Source organism: Gardnerella coleohominis (assembly GCF_002896555.1).
Lineage (GTDB): Bacteria > Actinomycetota > Actinomycetes > Actinomycetales > Bifidobacteriaceae > Bifidobacterium > Bifidobacterium vaginale_F.
In genome coordinates this window covers 1-25,616 of sequence record NZ_MNLH01000003.1, presented here as the reverse complement: position 1 = coordinate 25,616, position 25,616 = coordinate 1, and the positions used below count along the sequence as shown (strand labels likewise).

Sequence of the window (25,616 nt, the reverse complement as noted above, 5' to 3'; positions counted from 1 at the left end):
TCGTTACACCATTATTTCCACTGACTACCATCGTTTACATATCATCCGATTGAGAATATTGAGAATTATTAATTGGTGACATTACTGTCGTTTCTTGATCACGCACTAGATCCGACAAAGCACTTTCGCCATTTGCATTATTCACAAAATTTGCATTATTCACAGGATTTGCATTATTTGCATGCTGTTGATTAGCCTGTGCAGAAGCTTGTTCAGCAATCGCAAGATTACGTGCTTTCTTACTTTTAACTACAGCTATTAGCACAAATATCACAATAATTACGGCAATAATAGCTGCAAAAATAGCTATAATCTGAAGAACTAAAGCAGTGTCATCACTGTTTTCAGATGCGTTATTAGAGTGCTTATGCTTGTTGTGAAGAAGTTTGTTATTATGGTTATCTCCATCTTGTCCAACTTCATCTTTTATAGCTATATCATGTTCTTCTTCATCTCGGCCCTCTTCGTCACCCTCGTCGTCACTTGCTCCAGCAGCAGCTCCCGCACCTAAAGCGGCATTAGGATCAGCATTATCTCCAACAGCAAAATTAAGAACGCGAGTATCACTTACAGAGCGTCCGTTTTTAAGCTTTCCAGAAAAAGTGAGCTTTACGTGGTAGATTCCAGGCTTAGAAAACACCCAATTCACATGAGTATGAGCATTGGTTTCAATCCAGCTATTTTGCGGATATCCTTTAGTACTATCCCAAAGTTGCTGTGGATTATTGTTTCCATTTTCTAAGTAAACGTGCAATTTGCCCGGGCCGCTTACTCCTTCAAGCGAAAGATTCGCACCACGATTAAGCTCGTTAAGCACGCCACCTTCCTGCGTGTTCCAACCAAGCCATGGAACATCAGGATTCTGAGTTTGTGGAATAACATACAGCTTCGTTCCAGGCTTTTCGCCAATAAAACTGTAAGCAGCGTCATCAGGCATAGGAATTATTGAATTGCCACCTAATTTAAATACCACATTTTCTGGGTCTCGCCACACTGGTTCGTCACCAGTATCATCGCGAATCTTCAATTTCCATTTGCCGTCGATTAGCGTTGGACCAAAATCGGCATGACCTGCTTGAATCATAACTGGCTGATTGCCTTCAGCAGCATAAGCAGTGTGCATTGAAGTTGGCACGCATAAAGATGCAACCAAAGTCATTAAAGAAAATATGAGCGCAAGCAATGAAGTAGGATATGCATGCTTTTGTTTTACTTGCAATGTTTCATTTTGTTTGTAATTCATTATTTAAACTTTCTAGTAATAATACGAATATTATTTACAACAATTTCAATTTAGAACGTATCACTGCTCCGCATGCGCCAGTTATTGCACATAAGCCAACGCTCGCGCTTGAAGCTGCAACCGCAACCCACTTAGTTGAGGAACCACTACTTTTCTTATCCTCTGGATTATCCTCATACGCTTCATCAGAATCTTCATCGTATTGCCTTGCATCTTTTGAAGCCTGATTTTCCTTATTTTTAGCTAAACCAGAATTTCTAACAGAATTATTCCCGGAATTATTGCCAAGACTATTGCCGGAATTATTATCTGTTTTCACGAAATTACGAACAGTTTGCCCACTTTTCTTAGAGCTTTTGTTTTTAGCGTGAGTTCCACCAGAAGTTCGTCGCGATGAATTATGCGACGATTTTCCGCTTGAATTTTCTGTTCTTGCAAAAGAGCTAGAACCAGAGCTAGAACCAGAACCCTTTTGCGCATTATTGTTAGAATTATTCTTAGGATTATTCTTACGATTAGTGAGGTTAATCTTATTGTGATTATTCTTTGTGCGCTTTAATTTTTTGTTGGATTTCTTAAAGAAATTAGATTCGAATTGGAATCTACCGTTAGAACTAGATCCTAATAATCCAGAATTTGCAGCGCCGCCAAATACGCCTTTCAAGAAGCTCCTGCCACCAGCAAAATGCTTAGTCTTATTTTTACGCTTATTTTTACGCTTATTATGGCGCTTCTCATGGCGCTTTTTTCCATGAGGATTCTCATCATCTTCAGAATCAGAACCGCTTTGATCATCATTGCCATCATTGTTATGAGAGTGAGGAACGCCCTTCATCTCAATAACATAATCGCAAAACTCATCAAATTTGCTATTTCTGTAAAGCTCACCGTTCTTTAAAACTAAAGAAGGACGAATCGTTGCACCTTGCATTGATGCATCAAGCTTTAAGTCCAACTTGCTGCTAACAGCACCAGGAATGCGCTTAAAATCGTTTTCTCCTTCCTTTTTAATCAACCAAACGTAATCTTTGACTATGGAAGTTACAGGATTCGTAGGGTCATCGATTGGATCACCTGTAGTAGCATCGGTTGCAACATGAGGGTTAAGCAATACTGTTTTCGCGTGTAAAGTATCCCCTGGCTTAAAACGCTTATAAGGAACAATCGCTTTTACTACAGGATGCCCATCAGCACCGTGATCTTCAACGGCGATGGTTGCAGACGCAGTATCTTTACCAATTTGCGTTTCGCCTTCAGTTGCGTGAGCATACACTTTCATCTTGTTCATTGCAGGCTCAGCTGGAAGCTGCAATCTCTCAGCAAAAAGAGTGGTTCCGTACGCGTCAGGACCTTCGTCAGCGCGCACATATCTCCACTCAATACGAGCACCCTTTGGTTTGTTAACTACTTTTAAATCTAAACCGCCATAACCTTCGTATGAATGATAATGCGGATGTTCTCCGGAATCGCGAATATTGCCGATGCGCATATCGCCGCCATCGTCTTTATCCGTGTCTTTATGTTCTTCGGAAGCTTTGTGCGCTTCTTCATCATCGTCAGGATTAATAAAATCACCGCGACGATGCAAATCAAGCGTTTCTGGGATTCCAGAAGTAGGAACTTCGCCGGAATATGTGTCTTCTACTTCAAAAGTGTATTCTGCAGGCTCGGTTGTGATCTGCTTTTTAGTGTTCTTATTTGTAATAGTTGCTGCTACTTTTAGCTTGTAAACGCCAGGCTGCGTAAATCCCCAGTTTGCATGCATATGACCAGCAGTATGTTGGTGAATTACGCCAGGTAGCATAAATCGGCTGCCCTCAGTATCAGGTTCGTCGTCTAAATCGTTCTCTTCAAATGATACTTTCTTCGAATTTTTACCAATGCCATTGGTAGTCCAAAGCAAAATGCGACCGTTCATTGGTCCAGTAACTTGCTGGATTGCAATATCTGCTGTTGCGTCATCTGCGTGAGATGCACCAACTAAAGTTGAAGCATAACCTGTGTCCCAACCCGGGAAGAGAGGATTTCCTTTTTGATTTCCGGAGCTATCAAGATAGTAGTATTCAGTAGCAAGAGAAGGAAGTTGCGATTTTGGAGTATACGTGCTTTTTGCTACGCGCAAAGTAGTGTTTTCAGGCTTTAAGAAAGTTTCAGCGTCTTTTTCGACGGCCATAATGAATTTACCATTGTATTGAATTGGGTAAAATACGTCTGTATGGCCGTGACTTAGCACTTCTTTTTTTGTAGGATCGTATTTTTCACCAGGATTACTATTTTCTAATGCAACTGCTGGTAAAGCTGCACTAAATCCTGATGCAAGCACGGCAAACGCAAGTATTGCAACACTTGCCATTGCAAAAGCACGTTTCCCAATATTCCTGATGACCTGAGTCATTATTATTTCGCTCTCTACACTTCATCTTCTTCAGTCTTATCTGCTCTCTTCTAATATCAGATAATTATTGAAGATATTTTTACAACGTGTATCAATAATAATAATGATTCTCATTAATGGCAAATAAATATTCAGCGCGTGTCGCAAGTAAATAAAATGCAATACAGATTGGCGAGCACTTCCCTTTTTTTGTTTACTTACACACCAAATAAGTAAACATTTTCTGGAAAATTGCCCGCCACTTCAGCTAAATCAAAACTAAATCAACTAATCAACTAATTAGCATCCTTGTTATTACGCTTATATTCGTCACGAATCTTCACGAAATCCTTATAGTTATTAGCGAACTTCGTTTCACCAGTCTTAAGATCAGTCGTAACAAAATAAAGCCACGGACCTTTCTTAGGATTAAGCGCTGCATAAATAGCATTATCTCCAGGAATACTAATAGGAGTAGGAGGCAATCCTTTATGAATACGCGTATTGTACTTATTATTCACATCATCTAACTGAGATTGTCTAAGTTCTATAGCTTTTATCCCAATGCCATATGCAACAGTAGTATCCATACCAAGAGGCATGTTTTTATCAAGACGATTCAAAATTACGCGAACAACTTTGCCATAATATTCTTTGGTGTTCACTTCAGCTTCCGCAATTGAAGCTATTTTCAGTACTTTTTCACGTTCATTGCCTTTAGGAACTTTTAACGCGTCTAATTTTTCTATGCGACGATTAACCATAGCTGAAAGGATTTTCTTAGCATCCTTAATCTGCTTAACGTTATAATTTCCAGGCTCAATCCAACCTTCAAAACTACCATTTGCTTCAGGCGGCAAAATTCCAGCACCTTTAGCGCTAATAATTTCTTTGAACTTTGAGTAATCGACTCCAGAAATTTCAGCAGCTTTTCTAATAACATCAGTTGAACGCTGTCCAGCCTGTACTTCTAAGAATCCTGTAGCTTTAGTTCTGTCTGAAAGAATATCTACAACATCCATAGAAGACATATGCTTCTTTAACTTGTAAATTCCAGGATACAAAATCTTATTATTAGCAGAAACCACGCTTGCAAAAACAGCTTGGGATTTAACGATTCCTTGCTTAACTAATTTCGCGCCAATCGAGTTTGCACCTTCACCAACTTCAACAGTGAAATCTACTGAGCCTTCTCCAGGACCAGGCCAATCATCATTTGCTGAAATCTCTTGCGGATTCATAATAGAACGCGCGATTTTGGCGAAACCATAACCGGCAATGCAAAATATTAACGCAATAACAATGGTAATAATTACAGCGCGAGTGCGACGCTTACGCTTAGATTTCTTCGACTTCATAGACTTCTTACCTTTACTAGCATGAGAAGACTTTATATGTGAAGCTTTAGATTTTGAGGACTTTGAATGGGCGGATTTTAATTTAGCTTTTTCTTCAGAATCAGACTCTGAATCAGAATCCAAATCAGAATCCAACTGAAGATTATTAGAATCAGATTTATCGGATTTATCAGACTTATCATACTTATCCGAATCTAAACTGGATTCTTCAGACTCTAAATCAGATTCCTCATCATAAGATTCTGAAGACTCAGAATCATTGCTAACCCATTGAGCATTATGCTCGAAAAAATCATCAAGATTTTCAGGCACGACACTCTCCTTCATTGTGATAATTATCAATAGCTGATTGCAAAATCAACACTGCCGACTGCTGGTCTACAATAGGACGATGCTTTTTAGTAGAAAGATCCGCTTGCAAAAGCTGACGGTGAGCACTTACTGTTGTTAAACGCTCATCTTTCCAAACTACTTCTGGTATATAATCCAACGCCCAATCTTTTTCATCATGCAATAATTGCATGCGCTTGATTAAGTTTTTCCCCCAGCGCAGAGCTTTTTTAGCAGATTTTCCTTCAGTGCCATCAAGTTGCAAAGGCAAGCCAATAACAACTTTTTCTACACTGTTATCTTCAATAACTTCAAGTACTTCATCGATAGCACGGAAGGAATCCCCAAACACTTGCACATTACCAATCGGATGAGCAAATGTAAGCTCAGGGTCGGAAACCGCAAGACCGACCCTGGCATCACCTAAATCAACGCCAAGCCAAATCATAAAAACTAAACCCAAGCTTTCTTGTTCTGCTTAGCGCAAATTTAATACGCACTTTATTTTAAAGTAGGCAAAAATTTTCATAAACTTTAATTTTATTTTTTAAAACTAAAGATTTGCAACTTCTGCCTTAACGGATTCAAGTGCTTCATCAATCTTAGAAGCGTCAACGCCACCGCCCTGAGCGAAGTCTGGCTTGCCGCCGCCACCGCCACCAAGCACCTTGGAAGCAGTACGAACAAGATCTCCAGCCTTGGCTCCAAGACCGCGAGCAGCTTCGTTTGTAGCAACAGCAACCATTGGGCGATCATCTTCATTAACACCAGCAAGCACAACAACCACTGGAGCAGATTCGCCTAAGCGAGCGCGAATATCTAGAGCTGTCTTACGCAAAGCGTCGAATGAGCCAAAATTGCCAACATTCTTAAGAACAAGCTTAACTTTTTCGCTACTGTTCTTTGCTTCATCAACTAATGCTGGCACAGACTCATTTAATTGAGCTTCGTAAACAGCAGCAAGCTTACGATCAGAATCCTTCATCTTGTTAAGCAAAGATTCCAAGCGTTCAGCTAACTCGTCTGGACGAGCGTTAACCATATCTGCTAATTGCGCAACCAAAGTGTGTTCGCGAGCGCCATACTCATATGCAGCCTCGCCGCAAAGAGCGTCGATACGTCGCACACCAGAGCCAATAGAAGACTCGGAAAGAATTGTTACCATGCCAATCTTTCCAGTGCTCTTAGCATGAGTACCGCCACAAAGCTCGCGGCTCCAACCGTCGCCGATTTCAACCACGCGCACAACGTCGCCGTACTTTTCGCCGAACAAGTGCATTGCTCCAAGCTTGAAAGCGTCGTCAATTGGCATTTCCTTTGGAACAACCTGCAAATCGTCGCGAATACGCTCGTTTACGCGAGCTTCCACGCGAGAAAGCGCATCCTTATCAACAGCCTTTGGCCACTGGAAGTCGAAGCGCAAACGATCTGGATCAACTACAGAACCGCGCTGAGTTGCCTGTGGACCAAGCTCTTCGCGCAAAGCCTTGTGAAGAGTGTGAGTAGCGGTGTGAGAACGTGCCAAAGCAGCCCTACGAACCTGATCAATATTCGTGTTCACTGGAGCACCAACACTCAAAGTACCTTCAGTAAGTCGGCAGCTGTGAACAATCAAATCCTTAATTGGACGCTGAACATCGTCAACTTCCAAAATTGCGCCGTCGTCGGAAATAATCTCACCCTGATCAGCAATCTGACCGCCTCGCTCAGCATAGAATGGCGTGCGGTCGAGAATAATCTCAATGTTTGCAGGAGCAGTAACGCTTTTAACAGAGCCTTTACCTGCTTCAACAATTGCCAAAACGTTTGAGCGGCTTGAGAAGTCAGTGTAACCGAGGAAGTCGATTGGCTTTTCAAGCTCCTTCTTAATATCGTCATAAACGCTAACGTCCACATTGTGACGCTTCTTCAAAGCATCAGCGCGAGCGCGGCCCTTCTGCTCGCTCATAAGCTCGCGGAACTTAGCTTCATCAACCTTAACACCCTGCTCAGCAGCCATCTCCAAAGTCAACTCGATTGGGAAGCCATAAGTATCGTGCAAAGTAAATGCGTCAGAGCCGCCAACAATAGGATCATCCTTGTGTTCTTTCTTAGCTTTTTCAACAGCCAAGTCAAGAATAGTTGTGCCCTTTTCAAGAGTGCGACGGAACGCGTCTTCTTCACCGTATGCAGCTTCACTGACTTCATGGAAAGTATTATTAAGCTCTGGATAGCTTGGTTCCATTGCAGCCTTAGAAACTGGGAACAAGGTTGGAAGAACTGGATCTTGAACGCCGAGCATGCGCATTGCGCGAACAGTTCTGCGGAGAAGACGACGAAGTACATAGCCGCGGCCAACATTACTTGGGCGCACGCCATCACTCATAATCATCAAAGCGGAACGTACGTGATCTGCTACAACGCGGAAACGCACGTCAGCATCATTATTATCGCCGTACTTTACACCGCTAAGCTTTTCTGCAGCTTCAATAACTGGGTAGACTTCGTCGGTTTCGTAAATATTTTCCTTACCTTGCATAAGGTAAGCCAAACGCTCCAAACCTGCGCCAGTATCGATATTCTTCTGGTCAAGCTCACCAACAATATGCAAATCAGTCTTGGACTTGACGTTATCTACCTGGAAGTTTTCGAAAACCAAATCCCAAATCTCAATAAAACGAGATTCGTCAGCAGCAGGACCGCCATCCTTACCGTATTTAGGACCGCGATCAACGTAGATTTCGGAGCATGGGCCACCAGGACCAGGACCACCAGTAGTCCAGAAGTTATCTTCCATGCCAAAAACTTGCATGTGCTCTGGGTCGAAGCCTTCGTTCTTCCAAATTGCGCGAGCTTCATCGTCGTCAGTATAAGTAGTTACCCAAAGCTTTTCAGGGTCAAATCCGTATCCGCCCTTATCTTGCGGAGTTGTTAAAAGCTCCCAAGCGTAGTGAATAGCTTCTTCCTTAAAATAATCACCAAACGAGAAGTTACCAACCATCTGGAAGAATGTGCCGTGACGAGTAGTCTTGCCGACTTCGTCAATATCAAGAGTACGAACGCACTTCTGATTCGAAGCCATGCGGCGCGAAGGAGGTGTCTGCTCTCCGAGCAAGTAAGGAATAAACGGCACCATGCCTGCGATAGTAAATAACGTAGTTGGATTCGGCGAAATAAGAGACGCCGAAGGAACAACCATATGACCATTCTTACCAAAATAGTCGAGATAACGCTTTGCAATTTCTGCTGTGCGCATAGGTATGAACTCCTCTTGTTTTATTTAAGACGCCATGAGTCAAGGCGGCACAAAGAAATATCATACCATCATGATTAAGGCGTTAAAGCAGATGAGTAAATCTGCCGTGTTAGCTCAAATATTATTTTTAATCGACAGCTTTATCGGCCGATTCTTCATTAAGCTTTTCAGCTTTAGATTCTGTAGTATAAACCAACTTGTCTGCATGCTTATTCGCAGAATCATATTTATAACTACCGGATTCAACTTGACCGGATTCAACTTGCTTAGCATAGCGTGAATTCAACTCTTCTTCATGATTCTTGCAATTAGAATTAAAATCTCTAAACAAGAGTATCAAAGTGCGCAAATTAAGAGTATCTGGACTATCGTCATCTAAAATCTTGCATGCGGCAGCAGAAAGCTTGTTCTTCAAATAAGCGCGGAATTTCGTAACAGCTAATACTCCAGCAATAAAACCAGTGGCAACCCAGAATAAACGCTTAAACATGACTCTACTCCTCGTTATCTAAAGAAGAATTTAAAGAAGAATGCGATGAGGATAATTTATCTTCTTTATCTGATTTATCTGAAGATTTAGATGAAGAAGATACAGCAGATGCCATAGCAGAAACAACAGCAGACGCTACTGCAGAAGCTGCATTCGACACATGCTCTGAACTTTTAGATTCAGCAGAATCAGAATGTTTGTTGAAGAAAGATGAGAATGTATCTTTGATGGAATATCCAATAGACGCAAGCTTTATAATTGGCTTGCCAAGGAATGTTCCATACAAATCAGTAAGAGCGCTAATATTCGTTAAGGTTGTGCGAGTGGAATCAGTAATTACATTCACATCATCCAAAGTCTTATTAACTCGCTTCATAGTTGTTAACGACTCATCGATTGCAGGAATAGCGTGATCACCTGATTCTTTAACAGTTTGTGAAACTTGGTCAAACATTTTACCCAATCTAATAAGTGGGTAAATTATGGAACCAGAAAGCACTGCGAACGCAATTGCCGCAATCAATCCCGCGATATCTCCAACGCTCATCATACCTCTTTCCTGCCATGAAGAAATCACGTTTATCCCATGATTTCCAACATTATTCTGCTCGCCTAAAGCTCACAGATTTATCCTATGCAATGACATAAGATTAACGAACGGTCACGACTCAAAATATTAGCTAAATCTGCCGCTACTCGTTGTATCCCTTAATTTCAATAGCTTGATCTAATGGCTTAGTTGTATCAAAATCAAGTCTTGTTACGCTACCGTTTGCTGGTCTTTCACTTAAATCGTATCCTTCAGGAGCAAAGCGATGCATAAGACTTAGCAAAGTGTTGCCATGCGAAATTTGCAAAACATTATCTCCGTCCAGCAAACTTTTATTAGCTGCGATAAGAGAAAAACCACCTTCTACGCGAGTCCAATATTCAATATCCGACTCAGCGTCATGGAAAGGATCAGCTTCTTTAAGCATGTCGCGAGTTGCACTAAGACCAAATTTCTCAACTATTTCATTATATGAGTGAACACCGTGCGGAGCTCCTGCAGCCCACCATGCCATAGACATATCTTGACCTTCAAAATACCCATAGCATTGCTCACGAAAATGCATATCGCTTATAAGCTTTGGGCGTTCGTGTCCTGCAGTTTCGTTTATGTCTAAGATTTTCTGTGCAGTAACTTGCGCACGAGTAGTATCTGAGCAGTAAGCTGCAGCAAAATCAACATTAGCTAATTTTTTAGCAGCCCGATTAGCATCCGCAATACCGCGCTCAGTTAATGGAGAGTTAGACCATCCTTGCAAACGGTTATATCTATTGAACATAGTCTGACCGTGACGAACCAAGTAAATATGCAATAACATAATGCCTTCGTTTCCATGCGTATATTGCGCTTTACATTTTAATATGTCTTAAAATGCGTTTTAATTTATCTCGATGTGCCCTAACTCGCTTTAACTAGCCTTAGCGTGTATTTTTAAACGCAAATATTGCAATCAAAAACACACGCTAAAGCTAAGACTAAAGCTGAAACTAAAACTTATAAACAAAGCCTAAAACTTATAAACTAAACCTAAAACTTATAAACTAAGCCTAAATCTCAAGCTTAATCTAAATCTATTTCTCCAATTTCGTGGAATCGCTTTGCAATAAGCTCAGGAGTAGTATCCGAAACCCAAGCAGCCATACCAGATTCAGAACCAGCTAAATACTTGATCTTGTTAGCAGCACGTCTGAATGAGAAGAATTGCAAATTCAAACGATAATGAGATCTGCGAGGATCGCGAACAGGAGCTTGATGCCATGCTGCGATATAAGGAAGATCCATACCCTTGCCATCGCCTTTATCGAAGAACTTATTCCCTCTTTTCAGCAAAGTAATATACATTTGCGCAAGATCCCAGCGCTCTTGATCGTCAAGCTGGTCCAAGGTTAATACGTCTCGAACTGGAGAAACATGAACTTCTAACGGCCACCTAGCAGCTGCAGGAACATACGCAACCCAACTGTGATTTCGCATAATAACGCGAGTTCCAGCTTCAAGTTCTGCTTTCATCAAATCCTTAAGCAAATTTCCACCAGTGCGATCGAAATAAGCTTCAGTATGACGCAATTCTTGTTCAAGTCGAGGAGCAATAAATGGATAGCAATAAATCTGTCCGTGAGGATGAGCTAGCGAAACACCAATTTCCGCACCGTGATTTTCAAATGGGAATATTTGCTCAATTCCATCAATCTGACTAATTTCTGCAGTACGGAAAGCCCACGCTTCAACTACAGTACGCATTCTAAAAACAGAAAGATTAGCTGGAAGAAGATTCTCATCTGGACCGAAGCAAATTACTTCGCATCTGCCAGCTGCAGGAGCTTTTTTCCACAATGGATTTCCGTCAACATATTTGACTGACACGTCTTCGCCTGGAACTTGCACCATTGATGGGAAGCGGTTTTCAAATATTACAACGTCATAATCCGTATCTGGCACTTCTCCATCTTGGTAAGGATCCCCCGGCTTGCGCGCAGCTAAAGGATTGCTTTTAGCAAGAACGGTTGGACCGGCTGTAATAGGGCGATTCATACGAGCTGTTGCCATAGGAATCCAGTCGCCAGTAAGAGGATCCTGGCGCATTTCTGGAGCCGTATAAGGCGATTCGTTTCCATTCGCATCCACTATATACGAGAAGCGGTAAGGAAGTTTGCGCGGATCTTTTAACTCTCGCGTTTTACGACCGCTTACGTATTCAGGATTGTCATCCATGTAGAAGAAATCGCGTCCGTCTGCAAGCTTTGTTGCAGTAATACGAATATGCTCTCGAGCGTACGTTCCAGGGCGATAAAGCTTATACGGATATTCACCATCAAAATCACGAATAGGATTTTGCATGGATACTGTTATTGGAGTTTGCAGCATATCTTTGGAAGATAATAAATCAGATTCATCCTCAGATTTCGATACAAGATCCATTAGAGAAGAATCTCCAACGCCTGTGCTCGTTATTTTATTGATAGCAGAGGTATCTTTTTGACGAGCTGCGCGAATTGCATCAACATCAATCGCGTCAAACGCGTCTGTATCTTCCAAGTTTCTAATTACTTGCGAATCGTCTATATTTGGACGTTCAGATCCTCTTTCGTTGATTTCAAATCCTGGAGCGGCTCCACCTTCAAATCCTGCTCCTGGACCAGCAAACCCTGCATTAGTTGGTATTGAATGTAAACCATCCATTGCAAAAGTTTTATCTTTCGAATCTGATCCTTTAATTTTGTTATTAGTCGATTCGTTTTCTGACTGGCTAATATTTGGGTTCATAATGTAACTCTTGTTCTGGCTTTCATTTTTATCGTTTAAAGTATTGTAAGACATTTCGACCCCATCGTCTTCGCACCCTGAAGTGCTAAGCGTAGTTTTTACTATTCTATGCTTTATTCCCGTATAATACACTCAACATGTTACTTTTTGTAACATAACGAGCGTTATTGCAAATATCATAACACATATATGTGAACTTTTAATATAAATCTGTAATAAAATGTAACTTTCGCAAAACGCCGGAAGAATACCATATTCTAAACATTTGCCAAATAACACTAAATAACGCATTAACCCCTGCCACGTTATATACACAGCAGGGGTTAAGCGGTATGTCCTTAAGAATTAAATCGACGAATTAACGAGCGTAGTATTCGACGACGTACTGAATGTTGACTTCAACTGGAATCTGATCGACTTCCGGCTTACGAGTCAAAGTAGCCTTCAAAGAGGCAAGATTCACATCGAGATAACCAGGAACTGCTGGCAAAACGTCGCGATGAACGCCTTCAGCAGCCATCTGGAATGGAACCATTGTCTGGCTCTTAGCGCGAACCTGAATGGTCTGACCTGGCTTCACACGGTAAGATGGGCGATCAACAAGATTGCCATCAACCAAGATGTGACGATGTACAACAAACTGACGAGCCTGGGCGGTGGTGCGAGCAAAACCTGCGCGCAAAACCAAAGCATCAAGGCGGGTTTCCAAATCGGTGAGCATTGCGTCACCGGTCTGGCCTGCAGTGTGCGTACCCTTTTCGTAAGCAGCGCGAAGCTGCTTCTCGGAGATGCCGTACTGAGCGCGAAGACGCTGCTTCTCACGAAGACGTACTGCGTAATCGGACTCTGTACGACGACGAGTGCGGCCGTGCTCACCTGGAGCATATGGGCGCTTCTCGAAGATACGCTGAGCCTTTGGAGTTAAAGCGATGCCGAGGGCGCGAGAAAGACGCACCTGACGGCGAGAACGCTGAACATTAGTCATAGCTAATCCTTTAATTCTGTCGTTATCTGAACGGAACGTGAATGTAATCATTTGACTACTCACGCTGAGCCGGCCTCTCCAGTGCTTCTTCGTGTTAACACACGAACACACAAAAATTAAAGCTTTGAAAACATATAAGTTCTGCAATGCATAATTCCTGTGCGCCGACCCACTGATGGGCTAAGGCTCCAGACGTGCCTAAAAATAGGCAACGTTGCTAATAGTACTCTGTGGTGCGAATGTAATAACGCCAGAATCCATAGAATAAACACGATCCGCGCAATCAGCTACTTGATTATCGTGAGTTACTACCAACACAGCCGCCCCTTTAGCAGCAGCATCTCGCAACATATCGATAACAACAAGAGTGTGCTCTGAATCCAAGTCACCCGTAGGCTCGTCGAAAATTAAAAGCTTCGGATTAGTCATCATCGCACGCGCAATCATAACACGCTTTACTTCGCCGCCTGAAAGCTCTTTAGGATAACACCACAATAAATCTTCAATATCCAATTTTTTAAGTAAAGCTACAACTTTATCCATATAGGATTCAGTCGTATTTTCAGTGGACTTATCAGACTTATTGCCAGTATCACCACCAGCCTTGTCGAAATCTTCCAAAATGTACATAGGTAACATAACATTTGCACAAACTGTAAGATTCGGCATCAAAGTATGAGTTTGCGAAACATATCCTATATTTCTTGCTCGCAATTCAGATATTTCATCGTCGGTACAATTCGCCGAAGAAATATCACATCCGCATATTTTCACGCTTCCATGAGAAGGTTTAAGCAATCCTGCAACAATATTAATAAACGTAGTTTTACCATTGCCAGACTTGCCTACTATTGCCGCAAACTCGCCTGATTTTAACGAAAAACTCACATTATCAACTGCTGCAAATGTCTTTTTTCTGCGAACAAAATTGCGCGTAACTCGAGTAATCTTAACAATCTCATTAGCATCAGAAGCTGAATCAGAATTAATTTCACTATCTGTATCTTTGTGAAATTCTCTGTACGATTTGCTTTCACTCATGTTTAAAATCACCCTACTTTTATTCGCCTTCGCGCAATCTTAGGTAAGATTCACCCATAGCAATTCGCCAAGTTACAGCCATAGAAGTTAGCATCGTAGTGACTAGAGAAATAGCAACACCTGCGATAATCAATCCAATTACTGGAGCTGCAGTAATTTCAAGATAAGGCAATTGCATTTGCTTTGAAATCAACGAACTGTATGGGAACAAAATCAGCGAAGCAAAAGACACTCCAATAATTCCGCCAAGCAAGCCTATTATGAATGATTCTTTCATCATTAATTTCACTAGTCTTGAGCGAGTCACGCCCATGATTCTTAGTGATGCGCATTCTTTTTTGCGTTCGTTAATAGAAGATGCAAAAACGGCGACCATAATAATTACAGTAATTATCCACAAAATTCCTATAACTATAGAAATAGATCTAGTTACTATAGATAAATTATCTTTAGTTGTAGCAGTAACACCGCCTGGGAAAACTATTCCGATGCCTTTTAATCCGCTTGTTTTGCGAATATTATCTGCGACTTTTTGCGCACTATATCCTTTATCTAATTTCACTAATACAGCTGATATAGCTTTATTAGCATATTCTTTAGGAATAGCAGCATGGCCAACTTTTGCGGAATATTCGACTACTTGTGGAACTGTTTGCATGTTTACGAATACTGAATTATCAAGACTCGTACCAGTTTTTGCAAGCTGAGCTACAACAGGCCAATAATGCCCATAAAGTCGAACTGTATTTTCATATGAAACGACTACGTTAGCTCCAGCAATCATTTCACCTTTATGCAGCGTATTTTTATGTTGCGAATAAATCCAAGGGCCTATAACAAAATCAGAGTCGGGGTCGAATCCAATAATTTGCAATTTTTCCGCACAGCATCCTGCAGAAAGCGACGAAATATAAGTTTGTACGCTGGCTTTTTTAACACCTTTAGCTTTGCGAACTAAGTCCTCAATATTATTCGTAAAATAAAATGTGCTCGATCCGCCATTTGTTAACAAAGCTTCAGCTTTATTATGTGTTCCTTGCGGAATCACCATAATATCTGCACCTAAACGTTCGCGCATACTTTCTAATCCGCGCGATAAATTCATAGAAATCAGCGCGCCGCCGAAGAATACTGCAGACAAGCATGCGGCAACTATAACAAGCGATATAGTTCGCAATGATTTGTACTTGAGATTCTCCAGCGGCAAACGCTTTAATGTAATTTGTTGCATAGCATTTACGAATTACAGTTATCTTAATTATTAATCTTTTATTTCAATTACTGATATTCGCGTTTACATTAACGTTTATATTAACGTTAATTTTTCACGCTAGTATCAATTCTGCTCTTCGCATTCAGATGATTTCAAATCCAAATACGCGCCAGCTGCTGAAAATACTGCTGTTAGAACAGCTAATACAATCAGAGTTGGTCGAGTAACTGAATTGCAATGCATTGCTGGGCTTGAGCAAACGCCAATAAGGAAAGTAGGAACCGAAATCATAAGCAAAGCATTCAAAACGATTGCGATGCTGATTCCAGCGCGAACTGAAGATTTTACAAACAAAGCTACAACGCCGAGTATTGCAATAATAATTCCAATGCCTAATGCAGCTCGACCAGTGTAGTAGCAAGCCATTGGAGCAGCGCTATGCATTGCGCCACCCATGCCTTTCATACCACCCATGCCTTTCATGCCGCCCATACCTTTCATTCCACCCATTGCACCAGATTTGCATACAGGAGCGAAAGTTATAGGAGCGATAGCAATGAGAATACCTAAAATAATCGCTGGAATAGAAGCGAATAACTTGTTTTTCATAATAAATACCTCTTTAAAATGTATGTTATTAATTTTTAGTGTCACATTTTCTTCAATGTCACACGCCTTACGGCACTCACGTTTGCAAGTACCACGCCTCTTAAAAAATCTTGTTTACGCATACAAAAACACGCAATATTTAAGCACTAAGTAACCTCCCCTTAGCTACCCTAGCTACAATCTTGCTCTCTTGCGTTTTCGCATACGTATATATTTTTTCTTATACTTTAAAAGAAAACAAGACTTGAATATTTTGTTTTTGTAGATATAATCACAGCTTTTCTATAGGAGCGACTCTTAGCATTAATCGTTTTACTCCGTCGCTTCCAAAATCGACTGTTATAATCGAGTTTCTGCCTTTATCTTGCGTTGAGATAATAGTTCCTAAACCGTATTGGTCGTGTGTAATTTTGTCTCCAGCTTTGAAATCTTGAATATTAAGCTGATTATCTCGATTTAACGAGCTAGAAGAACTAGACGATTTAGCGTAGCTAGATGACAATGAGCTAAAAGAGCTAGAAGACTTATACGAGCTAGAAGATTTAGAAGATAAAGATCTAGATGTTCTAGAAGAGGCACTTGAATAAGAGCTGGATCTACTTCCATACGTGCTAGACGACCCATAAGAGCTAGACGACCCATAAGAGCTATAGCTTGAATAATAGGATTTTCTTGATTTCCTTGCGCCTTTTGCATATGAATCCGATCCGTACGCGCGGCCTGTAAACGATGAAGATTCACTATAATCGTCATCCCAACCGCCGTCGCTTCCAAAATCATCGCAATCTTCGTCAAAATCATCTGTTGAAAAACGACTTTTCCCAAACTTTTTGCGCCCGAACTTAGAGGAACCGAACTTAGACCCGCCAAAGCTTACAGATTCGCCTTCATATTCACCTTCCCACTCGTCAAATCCAGCTTCTTTACGCTCCCAATGAATTAAATCTTCTGGAATCTCATCCAAGAATTGGCTAGGAACCATATCCATAGCTTCTCCCCATTGCGAGCGCACAGCAGCGTACGTCAAATACAATCTTTGTTTTGCGCGAGTAATTCCCACATAAGCCAATCGTCTTTCTTCGCAAAGCTCAGACTCGTTATCTATAGCACGTGAATGAGGGAAAGTTCCTTGTTCCATGCCGGTAAGGAATACGACTGGATACTCTAGGCCTTTTGCAGTGTGCAATGTCATTAAAGTTACTTTTCCAGTATCTTCATTGCTGCCAGGCAATTGATCCGAGTCTGCTACGAGTGCAGTTTGCTCAAGGAATCCAGCAAGCGTCACTTCATCTGCTGTTTGCTCGTATTCTGCTGCTACAGATTGCAATTGCGACAAATTTTCTACACGATTAGCATCTTGTGGATCTTCAGAACGCTTTAGTCCGTCTAAAATTCCTGTTTTTGAAAGCACGTTTTTGACTATTAGAGATGGCTTTGAATCTAATTTTTGAGTCATTTCTATAAGTTCTTGCATTAATGTGTGGAAACTTTTTATTTGCGTCATGCTACGAGTTGGCATTCCGGGTATGTTTTCGCACTGTTCGATTGCATTCCAAAAACTTGTGTTATTAGCTTGTGCGTATGAGATTAAAAGTGATTCTGCGCGAGACCCCAATCCTCTTTTAGGCACGTTAAGTATTCTTCGAATGTTTATATCGTCGTTTGGGTTAACAATGCTTTGCACATAAGCAAGCACGTCTTTTACTTCTTTGCGCTCATAGAATTTAGTACCGCCAACTAATTGGTATGGTAATCCTGCTCGCATCAACGCATCTTCTAAAGCTCTTGATTGAGCGTTTGCGCGATACATTATTGCTATATTTGAGTAAGGTATATTTTCTTCACTAGAAAGCTTGGAAATTTCTTGCGCAATCCACCATCCTTCTTGCGAAGCGTTGTTTGCAGCGTATCCGATTATCGGCTCACCCTGACCTAATGCCGTCCATAATTTTTTAGGTTTTCTAGCTTGATTATGCGATATTACTGAGTTTGCGGCGTCTAGAATCGTTTGAGTAGAGCGATAATTTTGCTCTAACATAATGGTTGTTGCGTGCGGGAAATCTTTTTCAAAATCTTGTATGTTTCGTATGTCTGCTCCGCGGAATGCATAAATAGACTGGTCTGAATCTCCTACGACTGTTATTGATGCAGGTTTTAGTAAATCATAGTTCGACGATACATCTTGCGCATTTTGTGATTTTGATGAATCGTTTTGAGTATTTTGAACACCAGTATTAATAGAAGAAGTATTTTGCGCATCAATATTTTGCGCATCAACTCCAGATAATTCTCGAATAAGCACGTATTGCGCATGATTCGTATCCTGATACTCGTCTACAAAAATATATCTAAATTTTCTGCGATACTTTTGAGCAACTTGCGGAACTTTTCTCATAAGCTCTACAGTTCGCATAATAAGATCATCGAAATCAGCAGCGTTTGCCATAGCAAGTCTGTGCTGATATTCCGCGTAAACAGTTGCGTAAACTGCTTCTGATTGCCAAGCTCTAGCTAATTGCTGCCCAGAAACTCCAGGGCGATAATCTGGAGCGTATGCGGCTAATTGATCTTGCCAAGTAATCAAACTGTTTTTAAAATCAGATATTTTTGCACTAATACTTTTAGGCGTAAATCGTTTAATATCAATATTTAATTCAGTTGCGATTATTTTAATTAAGCGTTCGCTATCTGAAGAATCATAAATGGAGAATCCTGATTTTAGGCCAATTTGTTCTCCGTCTTTGCGCAATATTCTTACGCATGCTGAGTGGAATGTTGAAACCCACATATGTAGGGCTTCGTTTCCAATAAGAGTTGCTAAGCGTTCTCGCATTTCGGCAGCGGCTTTATTAGTGAATGTAATTGCGAGTATATGACTTGGCCACTCGTGATGTTGGCTTAAAATCCATGCAATTCTGCGAGTTAGTACTCGAGTTTTGCCTGATCCTGCTCCAGCGCCTATAAGCAGTGCTGAGCCTTCGTATTTAACTGCTTGTAATTGTTGAGCGTTTAGTCCTGCTGTGAGTTTTTCAGTGTCGATTGCGATTTGTTGATTTGAGTAATATTCGTAAGAGTTTTTAGCAAAATCTGATTCCTGATTTTCGTAATTAGCGACTGACTGATTTTCAGCAAAACTAAAATCTGATTCCTGATTTTCAGCAAAACTATCTTCCTGATTAGCAAAATCAGCTGCAGATTCAATAGCCTCATTAGCTTCTGTAGATTCTGTAGCTTCATTCGCTTCAGTCGCAAAATCGTATGCTTTTTCTGCTGAACTATTATCGGAATAATCTTCTGAAAGATTGTCTGCTTGCTTTACGCTTTCGTTTTCGATTGGTTCACCAAACAAATCAGTATCGTACATGCTTGAACTCATTCATTCAGGTTTACCATATGCTCAGGTCACTTAAAATATGATTTTGCGCATACAATTCTTCACAACAAATGTTACGCGTTGCTACAATAAATCTTACAGAAAATAATATGAAAATAATGTAAAAATAACCACGCATTAAGCAATAGCATTAAATATTATTGAAACTCGTACTAACAGTTGTATTACAGTCAGGGGTATGCTTAAAAGCTAAACGCTTAAATTGCTTATTAGACTATTAATTATTAGCTTATTAGACGTGCATTGAATAGATATTGATGCGTATTAGATGCATGCTAAATACGCGTTAAAAACGTAAACACGCGTACCAAATAAGCATTGGTAAGCATCAGATGCGTATAGGTAGGAATTAGAAAGGAAAACAATCGTGCAAGAACTGGAAGAACGCATCCGCAAAAACGGTATCGTTAAGCCTGGAAACGTATTGAAAGTTGATTCTTTTCTTAATCACCAATGTGATGTAGCTCTATTCGATCATATGGGCGAAGAATGGGCTAAGCATTTTAAAGATGCGAATATCACAAAGATTTTAACTATTGAAGCTTCAGGAATTGGAATCGCATGTGTTGTTGCAAGACATTTTGGTAACGTTCCTGTAGTTTTCGCTAAAAAAGCACAGTCTATTAATCTTGATGGCGATCAATATGTTTCGACTGTTTTCTCTTTCACTAAGCAGCGCGAGTTTCCTGTAATTGTTTCGCGTAAATATTTAAGCAGCGAAGATAGCGTGCTTATTTTGGATGATTTTTTGGCTAATGGAAATGCTTTACAAGGTTTGATTGATATTTGCAATCATGCTGGAGCTAAAGTTGCTGGCATTGGTATAGCTATTGAAAAAGGATTCCAAGGCGGCGGCGATTCTTTGCGTGAAGCGGGATACGATGTTGCTTCTTTGGCAATTGTTGATTCTATGAATCCTTCTGACGGATCCATAGTATTCCGCGAGCAAATCTGAAGTATTTCTGATAATCGTTTGTAAGACGTCTGATCAATTGTTTGCAAGACACTTTATCGATCGTTTACAAGACGTTTTATCGCCTTATGTTAATCGTCTAATAATAGGCTTACCGAATATTAGATAACCAGTGTTAGATAACCAGTGTTAGATAAAGCGCATTTTTGGCTTTCGCATATTCTCTTGCTTATTTACTAATATTTCAGATTGAATACGATTCCGTACTCACGCATTTGTGTAAATATTTGTGAAAGAAACGAGAAGAATTTTTCACAAATAGCACTTTTGCGTCAAAATGCTGTAAAGTACTCTGGTTAGTAAATGTCAGCATAAACACTTGAGCAGGTGACTAAACATATGACTGAAGTGGTGATTGCAAGCGCAGCGCGCACACCTATTGGTAAATTCGGCGGTAGTTTATCTTCCCTCTCCTCAGTTGACTTAGGAGCGATCGTAGCAAAGGCAGCAATCGAACGCGCAGGAATTGCAGCGAAAGATGTTGACCAAGCTATTTTCGGCAATGTTTTACAAGCTGGAAGCGGCCAAAACGTAGCTCGCCAAATCGCATTAAAATCAGGACTTTCTACTTCAAGCTGCGCAATGACCATAAACGAAGTGTGCGGTTCCGGATTGAAAGCTATACGTTTAGCGCAAGCCGCAATCGTAATGTCAGACGCGCAAGTAGTTGTGGCTGGCGGAACTGAAAGCATGAGCAACGTGCCATTTTACGCACAAGATTTGCGTTTTAATGAGCATCGTTATGGCGATTACACTCTTATAGATGGATTAAAACGAGATGGCTTATGCGATGCTTTTACCGGCGACGCAATGGGTGTTACTGCAGAAAACGTTGCTGCTAGATTTGCAATATCTCGCGAAGCTCAAGATCTTTTCGCGCTAAAATCTCATAAAAAAGCTGTGAAAGCACAAGAAAATGGCGAATTTGATGCCGAAATCGTTCCAGTACAATTAGCAGATGGCACTCTTGTAAGCAAAGACGAACATCCTCGCGCAGATACTTCATTAGAACGTTTAGCTAAGCTTCGTACACTTTTCAAACCTTCAGTTGATTTTTCTGATAGTTGCGGAAACGCTAATAATACTTGCGAGTGCGAGCATACGCCTAATGGTTGCGTGAACGAACATACGACTAGTGGTTGTGCGAACGAACATACCCCGACAGTTACGGCAGGAAACGCAAGCGGTATAAACGACGGAGCCGCAGCACTCGTACTTATGAGCAAAGATTACGCTTTAGAGCACGGAATCGATTATTTAGCTGAAATAGTTGGATTTGCAGAAGGCGGAATTAACCCGGATCTCATGGGTTACGCTCCTAAGAAAGTAATGGAAAGTCTGTTAAATAAAACAGGTTTCAGCTTTGACGATATTGATTTGTTTGAAATTAACGAAGCGTTTGCAGCACAAAGCATAGCCGTTTCTGAACAATTGCATATTGATGAGGAAAAGTTGAACGTGCGAGGCGGTGCGATTGCACTCGGACATCCGCTCGGAGCCAGCGGTGCAAGAATTTTAACAACGCTAATCTACGCTTTACGCGATCGCCATTTGAAAAATGGAGTTGCAGCTTTATGCGTAGGCGGTGGAATTGGAGTGTCCTTGCAAATCGCCATGCACTACTGACGTATCAACGCAAATAATGAGGTAAATATGACTGCTTTTCGTGAACTTAGTGTCAACGATCGCATCAAAACATTGCAATCAGAAGGATTGTTAAGCGAAAACGAGACACGACTTTTACTCGAACAACAAGCAGAAAGCTCTAGAACCAACATTCCGGCAGATATTGCAAACCATATGATTGAACATCAAATAGGAAAATACACTTTGCCTGTTGGAGTAGTTCGAAATTTAATCGTAAACAACGAAAAACACAATGTGCTTTTAGCAACAGAAGAGCCATCTGTAATCGCAGCAGCATGCAACGGCGCACGCATAACAGCGATGAGCTTAGAACACGGCATAATCGCATCATCTCCAAGCTACATGACAACAGTTCAAATAGTTTTTGAAGATTATGACGGCACGCTAGCCAAACGATTAGAAGACGTAGTTAACAGTCGAAAAGACGAAATATTAAATATTTCAGACAAAGCACACCCATCGATTGTGGAGCGAGGCGGAGGAGCGCGCAAATGCCGCGTTGAAGCTTTGAAAAGCTTCGCCAAACTATCGATTGACGTGGATACAAAAGACGCAATGGGTGCGAACATCGTAAACACTATTGGCGAAGCTGTAAAAGCCCAGCTGGAAAGCTGGCTCGGCTGCGAGGCGCTTGTGGCTATATTGACCAATACAAGCCGCCACGCGACTGTGGCGGAAGTGCACCTTCCTACAATCAGCCTGGCTTCGAACAAATTACCTGAAAGCGAAAAAGCTTCGGAAGGTGCGCGGCTCGCACGCCGAATCGCGGCATTAAGCGCGTTCGCCGCCGCAGACCCGGAGCGCGCCGCCACGCATAACAAAGGCATCCTCAACGGCATAGCCGGTGCTGCGCTCGCGTCAGGAAATGATACGCGAGCGCTTGAAGCGTCTGCTCATGCGTGGGCGGCTCACTCCGGCAGCTATCTGCCGTTGTCAACGTGGAGCATCCAAGAATACGAATCTCAAGAAACGCTTTATGGACGCATAGAAATACCTCTTCAAATCGGCATTGTAGGCGGATCCATTACTTCTCTACCGATGGCTCAAATAGCAATTCACGTTGGTAAATATAAGACTTCTAACGAGTATCGCAATGTTTTGGCAGCGCTTGGTTTAGTTCAAAATCTTGCTGCTTTACGAGCTCTTGCAGGTCCTGGCATACAGGAAGGCCATATGCGCTTACAATCAGCGAATATTGCTATTGCAGCTGGCGCTAAGGGCGTTGAGATTGAAGAAATCACGAATAAGCTTGCACACATGAAGGATGCGGATCGAAACGCTCAAACTGCCGAAAAGCTTTTGAAAGCATTACGCGATTTGAACAATTAAATATTTCACTTACAATTACGATTTTGCTTAAATGTCTTGTAAAATCTTTGTTATACGAAATAGTTTTAATCGTGAATCACTAGGGAAAGAATAAAAATGAGTTTTTCTCCTGCGCTGAACGAAAACGCTAAAGATGCTATTAACAAAACGAATAACGGTATGAATACTGAAAATATTATTGTCGGAATCGATCGCATCAACTTCGCCACGCCACACTACTACCTTGACATGGAAGATCTTGCTTTAGCGCGAAATGTGGATCCTAATAAATACACGATAGGAATCGGACAAAGCGAGCAAGCTGTACCTCCAAGCAATCAAGATATAGTAACTCTCGGAGCACAAGCTGCTTTCCCACTATTGCCTTATATCAACGATGATAAGCTAGCAATGGTTATAGTTGGAACAGAAAGTGGAGTTGACGCTAGTAAGTCAAGCGCACTATACATTCATAATCTTCTAAAACTCACGCCATGGCTTCGTTGCATTGAAATAAAAGAAGCCTGCTACGGCGGAACTGCAGCTTTAATGACAGCATGCGATTACGTTCGAGTACATGCAGACGCCCAAGTGCTTGTTATAGCAGCAGATATCGCTCGCTATGGCCTTAATACGCCTGGAGAGGTAACACAAGGCGCAGGAGCTGTAGCAATGCTTGTAAGCGCCAATCCTCACGTTTTAGCGATTAATAACGATAGCATTGTAAAATCCTCTGATGTTCAAGATTTTTGGCGACCAGTTTATCAAGATACAGCTTTAGCTCGTGGAAAGTTTTCAACAGAACAGTATATTCAATTCTTCTGCGACGTGTGGCAAAAATATAGTTCTAAGTATTCCCTTAATTTCGACGATTTTGCGGCGATGTGCTTCCACTTGCCTTATACGAAGATGGGCTTGAAAGCTTTGAACGCAGCAATGGATTCTACTGAGAATCTTTCCGAATCCGTACGCGAGCGCATGCTTTCAAAGTATGCTACTAGCACGAAATACAGCCGTAGAATTGGGAATATTTATACAGGATCGCTTTATATAGGATTATTATCTCTTCTTGAATTAGATTGCGATTGTAATGATGAGAACTCTAAGCCTATTAAAGATTTAGATAGAATCGGATTATTCTCATACGGTTCTGGCGCTGTTGGTGAGTTCTTCAGCGGAACTCTTATGCCAGGATTCAGAAATGCACTGTTTATTAAGGATCACAAAGATATGCTTGATTCTAGAGTGCGTTTAAGCGTTGAAGAGTATGAAGAAATGTTTAATAGCGTAGCTGATTACACTCCTGAAGATTTTGTAAGCGACGCTAAGCATCGCGATTGTACTCAATTCTTCCTTGATTCAATTACAAATCAAGAGCGCCACTATAGTTCTACTACACTGTAATTTGTATAAGAGGCGAACCATATAAACATAAGCCGCAAGTAGGCTTTAAAGCAAAAATCTCAGTGAATATTAATATCCACTGAGATTTATTTTTCGCGGAGTCAGAGAGATTCGAACTCTCGAGCCGCTTACGCAGCTAACACCTTAGCAGGGTGCCCCTATCGGCCACTCAGGCATGACTCCAGTTGCTTTATCGTCTGATAACGCAACGAGTTGCTACTATATCACTATTTGCGGACTGTTTAAAGAAAGCAACGACACGCCAACGTAATCTTTTAATAAAATAGAACCCCATCAAACATGCTTTGCTACCAGTTAGGCAGAGATTTGAGATTTTTCGCAGCGAATAGAACTTGACTTCAAGTAAACAAAATCAAGAACACTTCCCCGATTTTGTTTACCGACACGCGTGATATGTACCCCTTTTTCTGGACTGCTAGTCAAAGGAGTAACGCATGTCAAAATGTAAATATAGTTACGAGTTTAAAAAGAAGTGTGTTGAACTATATCGTCAAAATCTGGAATTACCAACACCTGACGCTGTTAGTAGGAATAATTTTCGTCATACTGTCGCGTATTGGACGCGTTTAGTAGAAGCTAACGGGTTTGAAGTGCTTAAACCACGTTTTAAAAAACATAGGTATTGGGATCCCGTGCAAGAGCTTTGCATGGTTAACCAAGTTCTTACTCTGTCTCTTA

Annotated in this window: 16 protein-coding genes, 1 tRNA gene and 3 pseudogenes; 5 read left to right on the top strand and 15 right to left on the bottom strand. The window is 41.2% G+C overall.

The window, feature by feature from the left end:
• Window positions 1–11 precede the first annotated feature (11 nt).
• The 14 genes and pseudogenes from BFS05_RS03570 to BFS05_RS03505 form a co-directional block, all read right to left on the bottom strand.
• Window positions 12–1,243, bottom strand: a pseudogene (locus BFS05_RS03570) (choice-of-anchor M domain-containing protein).
• A gap of 34 nt (window positions 1,244–1,277) precedes the next feature.
• The gene (locus BFS05_RS03565) at window positions 1,278–3,638 is read right to left on the bottom strand and encodes a choice-of-anchor M domain-containing protein (protein WP_103084637.1); all 2,361 of its coding nucleotides are present in this window, start codon (window positions 3,636–3,638) and stop codon (window positions 1,278–1,280) included.
• A gap of 275 nt (window positions 3,639–3,913) precedes the next feature.
• Window positions 3,914–5,011 (bottom strand): endolytic transglycosylase MltG, encoded by a 1,098-nt coding sequence (gene mltG / locus BFS05_RS03560; protein WP_374703766.1) that lies wholly within the window; start codon window positions 5,009–5,011, stop codon window positions 3,914–3,916.
• A gap of 268 nt (window positions 5,012–5,279) precedes the next feature.
• Window positions 5,280–5,753, bottom strand: a complete 474-nt coding sequence (gene ruvX, locus BFS05_RS03555; protein ID WP_103084635.1) for a Holliday junction resolvase RuvX — start codon at window positions 5,751–5,753, stop codon at window positions 5,280–5,282.
• A 105-nt stretch (window positions 5,754–5,858) separates the two neighbouring features.
• A complete protein-coding gene (alaS, locus tag BFS05_RS03550) occupies window positions 5,859–8,540 on the bottom strand; it encodes an alanine--tRNA ligase (RefSeq protein WP_103084634.1) in 2,682 nt (893 codons plus the stop codon).
• Window positions 8,541–8,667: 127 nt separating this feature from the next.
• Window positions 8,668–9,030, bottom strand: a complete 363-nt coding sequence (locus BFS05_RS06995) for a hypothetical protein (RefSeq protein ID WP_258004230.1) — start codon at window positions 9,028–9,030, stop codon at window positions 8,668–8,670.
• A gap of 139 nt (window positions 9,031–9,169) precedes the next feature.
• Window positions 9,170–9,577 (bottom strand): annotated as a pseudogene (locus BFS05_RS03540) (DUF948 domain-containing protein); the annotation flags it as partial.
• A gap of 145 nt (window positions 9,578–9,722) precedes the next feature.
• On the bottom strand, window positions 9,723–10,397 hold the full coding sequence (locus BFS05_RS03535) for a histidine phosphatase family protein (protein ID WP_103084632.1): 675 nt from the start codon (window positions 10,395–10,397) through the stop codon (window positions 9,723–9,725).
• Window positions 10,398–10,639: 242 nt separating this feature from the next.
• Window positions 10,640–12,259 (bottom strand): galactose-1-phosphate uridylyltransferase, encoded by a 1,620-nt coding sequence (gene galT, locus BFS05_RS03530; RefSeq protein ID WP_374703765.1) that lies wholly within the window; start codon window positions 12,257–12,259, stop codon window positions 10,640–10,642.
• Between the two features lie 442 nt (window positions 12,260–12,701).
• Window positions 12,702–13,328, bottom strand: coding sequence for a 30S ribosomal protein S4 (rpsD, locus tag BFS05_RS03525; RefSeq protein WP_103084631.1), 627 nt, complete (start codon window positions 13,326–13,328; stop codon window positions 12,702–12,704).
• 198 nt (window positions 13,329–13,526) lie between these two features.
• Complete coding sequence (locus BFS05_RS03520; RefSeq protein ID WP_103084630.1) at window positions 13,527–14,369, bottom strand: ABC transporter ATP-binding protein; 843 nt, start codon at window positions 14,367–14,369, stop codon at window positions 13,527–13,529.
• A gap of 19 nt (window positions 14,370–14,388) precedes the next feature.
• Window positions 14,389–15,600 carry an ABC transporter permease gene (locus BFS05_RS03515; RefSeq protein ID WP_103084629.1) on the bottom strand — a complete coding sequence of 404 codons (1,212 nt, stop codon included), beginning with the start codon at window positions 15,598–15,600 and terminating at the stop codon, window positions 14,389–14,391.
• Window positions 15,601–15,705: 105 nt separating this feature from the next.
• Window positions 15,706–16,191, bottom strand: coding sequence for a DUF4418 family protein (locus tag BFS05_RS03510; RefSeq protein ID WP_103084628.1), 486 nt, complete (start codon window positions 16,189–16,191; stop codon window positions 15,706–15,708).
• A 271-nt stretch (window positions 16,192–16,462) separates the two neighbouring features.
• Window positions 16,463–19,567, bottom strand: a complete 3,105-nt coding sequence (locus BFS05_RS03505) for an ATP-dependent helicase (RefSeq protein ID WP_103084627.1) — start codon at window positions 19,565–19,567, stop codon at window positions 16,463–16,465.
• Window positions 19,568–19,952: 385 nt separating this feature from the next.
• On the opposite strand from BFS05_RS03505, the gene BFS05_RS03500 reads away from it, so the two are divergent.
• The 4 genes from BFS05_RS03500 to BFS05_RS03485 all read left to right on the top strand — a co-directional run bounded on the left by BFS05_RS03500 (window position 19,953) and on the right by BFS05_RS03485 (window position 24,917).
• Window positions 19,953–20,540, top strand: a complete 588-nt coding sequence (locus BFS05_RS03500) for a xanthine phosphoribosyltransferase (RefSeq protein WP_180978587.1) — start codon at window positions 19,953–19,955, stop codon at window positions 20,538–20,540.
• A gap of 357 nt (window positions 20,541–20,897) precedes the next feature.
• A complete protein-coding gene (locus tag BFS05_RS03495; RefSeq protein ID WP_103084625.1) occupies window positions 20,898–22,184 on the top strand; it encodes a thiolase family protein in 1,287 nt (428 codons plus the stop codon).
• Window positions 22,185–22,211: 27 nt separating this feature from the next.
• Window positions 22,212–23,534 (top strand): hydroxymethylglutaryl-CoA reductase, degradative, encoded by a 1,323-nt coding sequence (locus BFS05_RS03490; protein ID WP_103084624.1) that lies wholly within the window; start codon window positions 22,212–22,214, stop codon window positions 23,532–23,534.
• A gap of 159 nt (window positions 23,535–23,693) precedes the next feature.
• Complete coding sequence (locus tag BFS05_RS03485; protein ID WP_103084816.1) at window positions 23,694–24,917, top strand: hydroxymethylglutaryl-CoA synthase; 1,224 nt, start codon at window positions 23,694–23,696, stop codon at window positions 24,915–24,917.
• A 96-nt stretch (window positions 24,918–25,013) separates the two neighbouring features.
• Here the strand turns inward: BFS05_RS03485 and BFS05_RS03480 are convergent.
• Window positions 25,014–25,100, bottom strand: a tRNA-Ser gene (locus tag BFS05_RS03480).
• Between the two features lie 272 nt (window positions 25,101–25,372).
• Between BFS05_RS03480 and BFS05_RS03475 the strand changes: the two are divergent.
• Window positions 25,373–25,616 (top strand): annotated as a pseudogene (locus BFS05_RS03475) (helix-turn-helix domain-containing protein); the annotation flags it as partial.

What these genes read in the sequence shown, in the direction of transcription:
- alaS (WP_103084634.1), bottom strand. Translation starts at nt 8,540, where the DNA reads ATGCGCACAGCAGAAATTGCAAAGCGTTATCTCGACTATTTTGGTAAG.
- ruvX (WP_103084635.1), bottom strand. Translation starts at nt 5,753, where the DNA reads ATGATTTGGCTTGGCGTTGATTTAGGTGATGCCAGGGTCGGTCTTGCG.
- BFS05_RS03535 (WP_103084632.1), bottom strand. Translation starts at nt 10,397, where the DNA reads ATGTTATTGCATATTTACTTGGTTCGTCACGGTCAGACTATGTTCAAT.
- BFS05_RS03505 (WP_103084627.1), bottom strand. Translation starts at nt 19,567, where the DNA reads ATGAGTTCAAGCATGTACGATACTGATTTGTTTGGTGAACCAATCGAA.
- galT (WP_374703765.1), bottom strand. Translation starts at nt 12,259, where the DNA reads ATGGATGGTTTACATTCAATACCAACTAATGCAGGGTTTGCTGGTCCA.
- BFS05_RS03565 (WP_103084637.1), bottom strand. Translation starts at nt 3,638, where the DNA reads ATGACTCAGGTCATCAGGAATATTGGGAAACGTGCTTTTGCAATGGCA.
- BFS05_RS03490 (WP_103084624.1), top strand. Translation starts at nt 22,212, where the DNA reads ATGACTGCTTTTCGTGAACTTAGTGTCAACGATCGCATCAAAACATTG.
- BFS05_RS03510 (WP_103084628.1), bottom strand. Translation starts at nt 16,191, where the DNA reads ATGAAAAACAAGTTATTCGCTTCTATTCCAGCGATTATTTTAGGTATT.
- BFS05_RS03485 (WP_103084816.1), top strand. Translation starts at nt 23,694, where the DNA reads ATGAATACTGAAAATATTATTGTCGGAATCGATCGCATCAACTTCGCC.
- rpsD (WP_103084631.1), bottom strand. Translation starts at nt 13,328, where the DNA reads ATGACTAATGTTCAGCGTTCTCGCCGTCAGGTGCGTCTTTCTCGCGCC.
- BFS05_RS03495 (WP_103084625.1), top strand. Translation starts at nt 20,898, where the DNA reads ATGACTGAAGTGGTGATTGCAAGCGCAGCGCGCACACCTATTGGTAAA.
- BFS05_RS06995 (WP_258004230.1), bottom strand. Translation starts at nt 9,030, where the DNA reads ATGTTTAAGCGTTTATTCTGGGTTGCCACTGGTTTTATTGCTGGAGTA.
- BFS05_RS03520 (WP_103084630.1), bottom strand. Translation starts at nt 14,369, where the DNA reads ATGAGTGAAAGCAAATCGTACAGAGAATTTCACAAAGATACAGATAGT.
- BFS05_RS03515 (WP_103084629.1), bottom strand. Translation starts at nt 15,600, where the DNA reads ATGCAACAAATTACATTAAAGCGTTTGCCGCTGGAGAATCTCAAGTAC.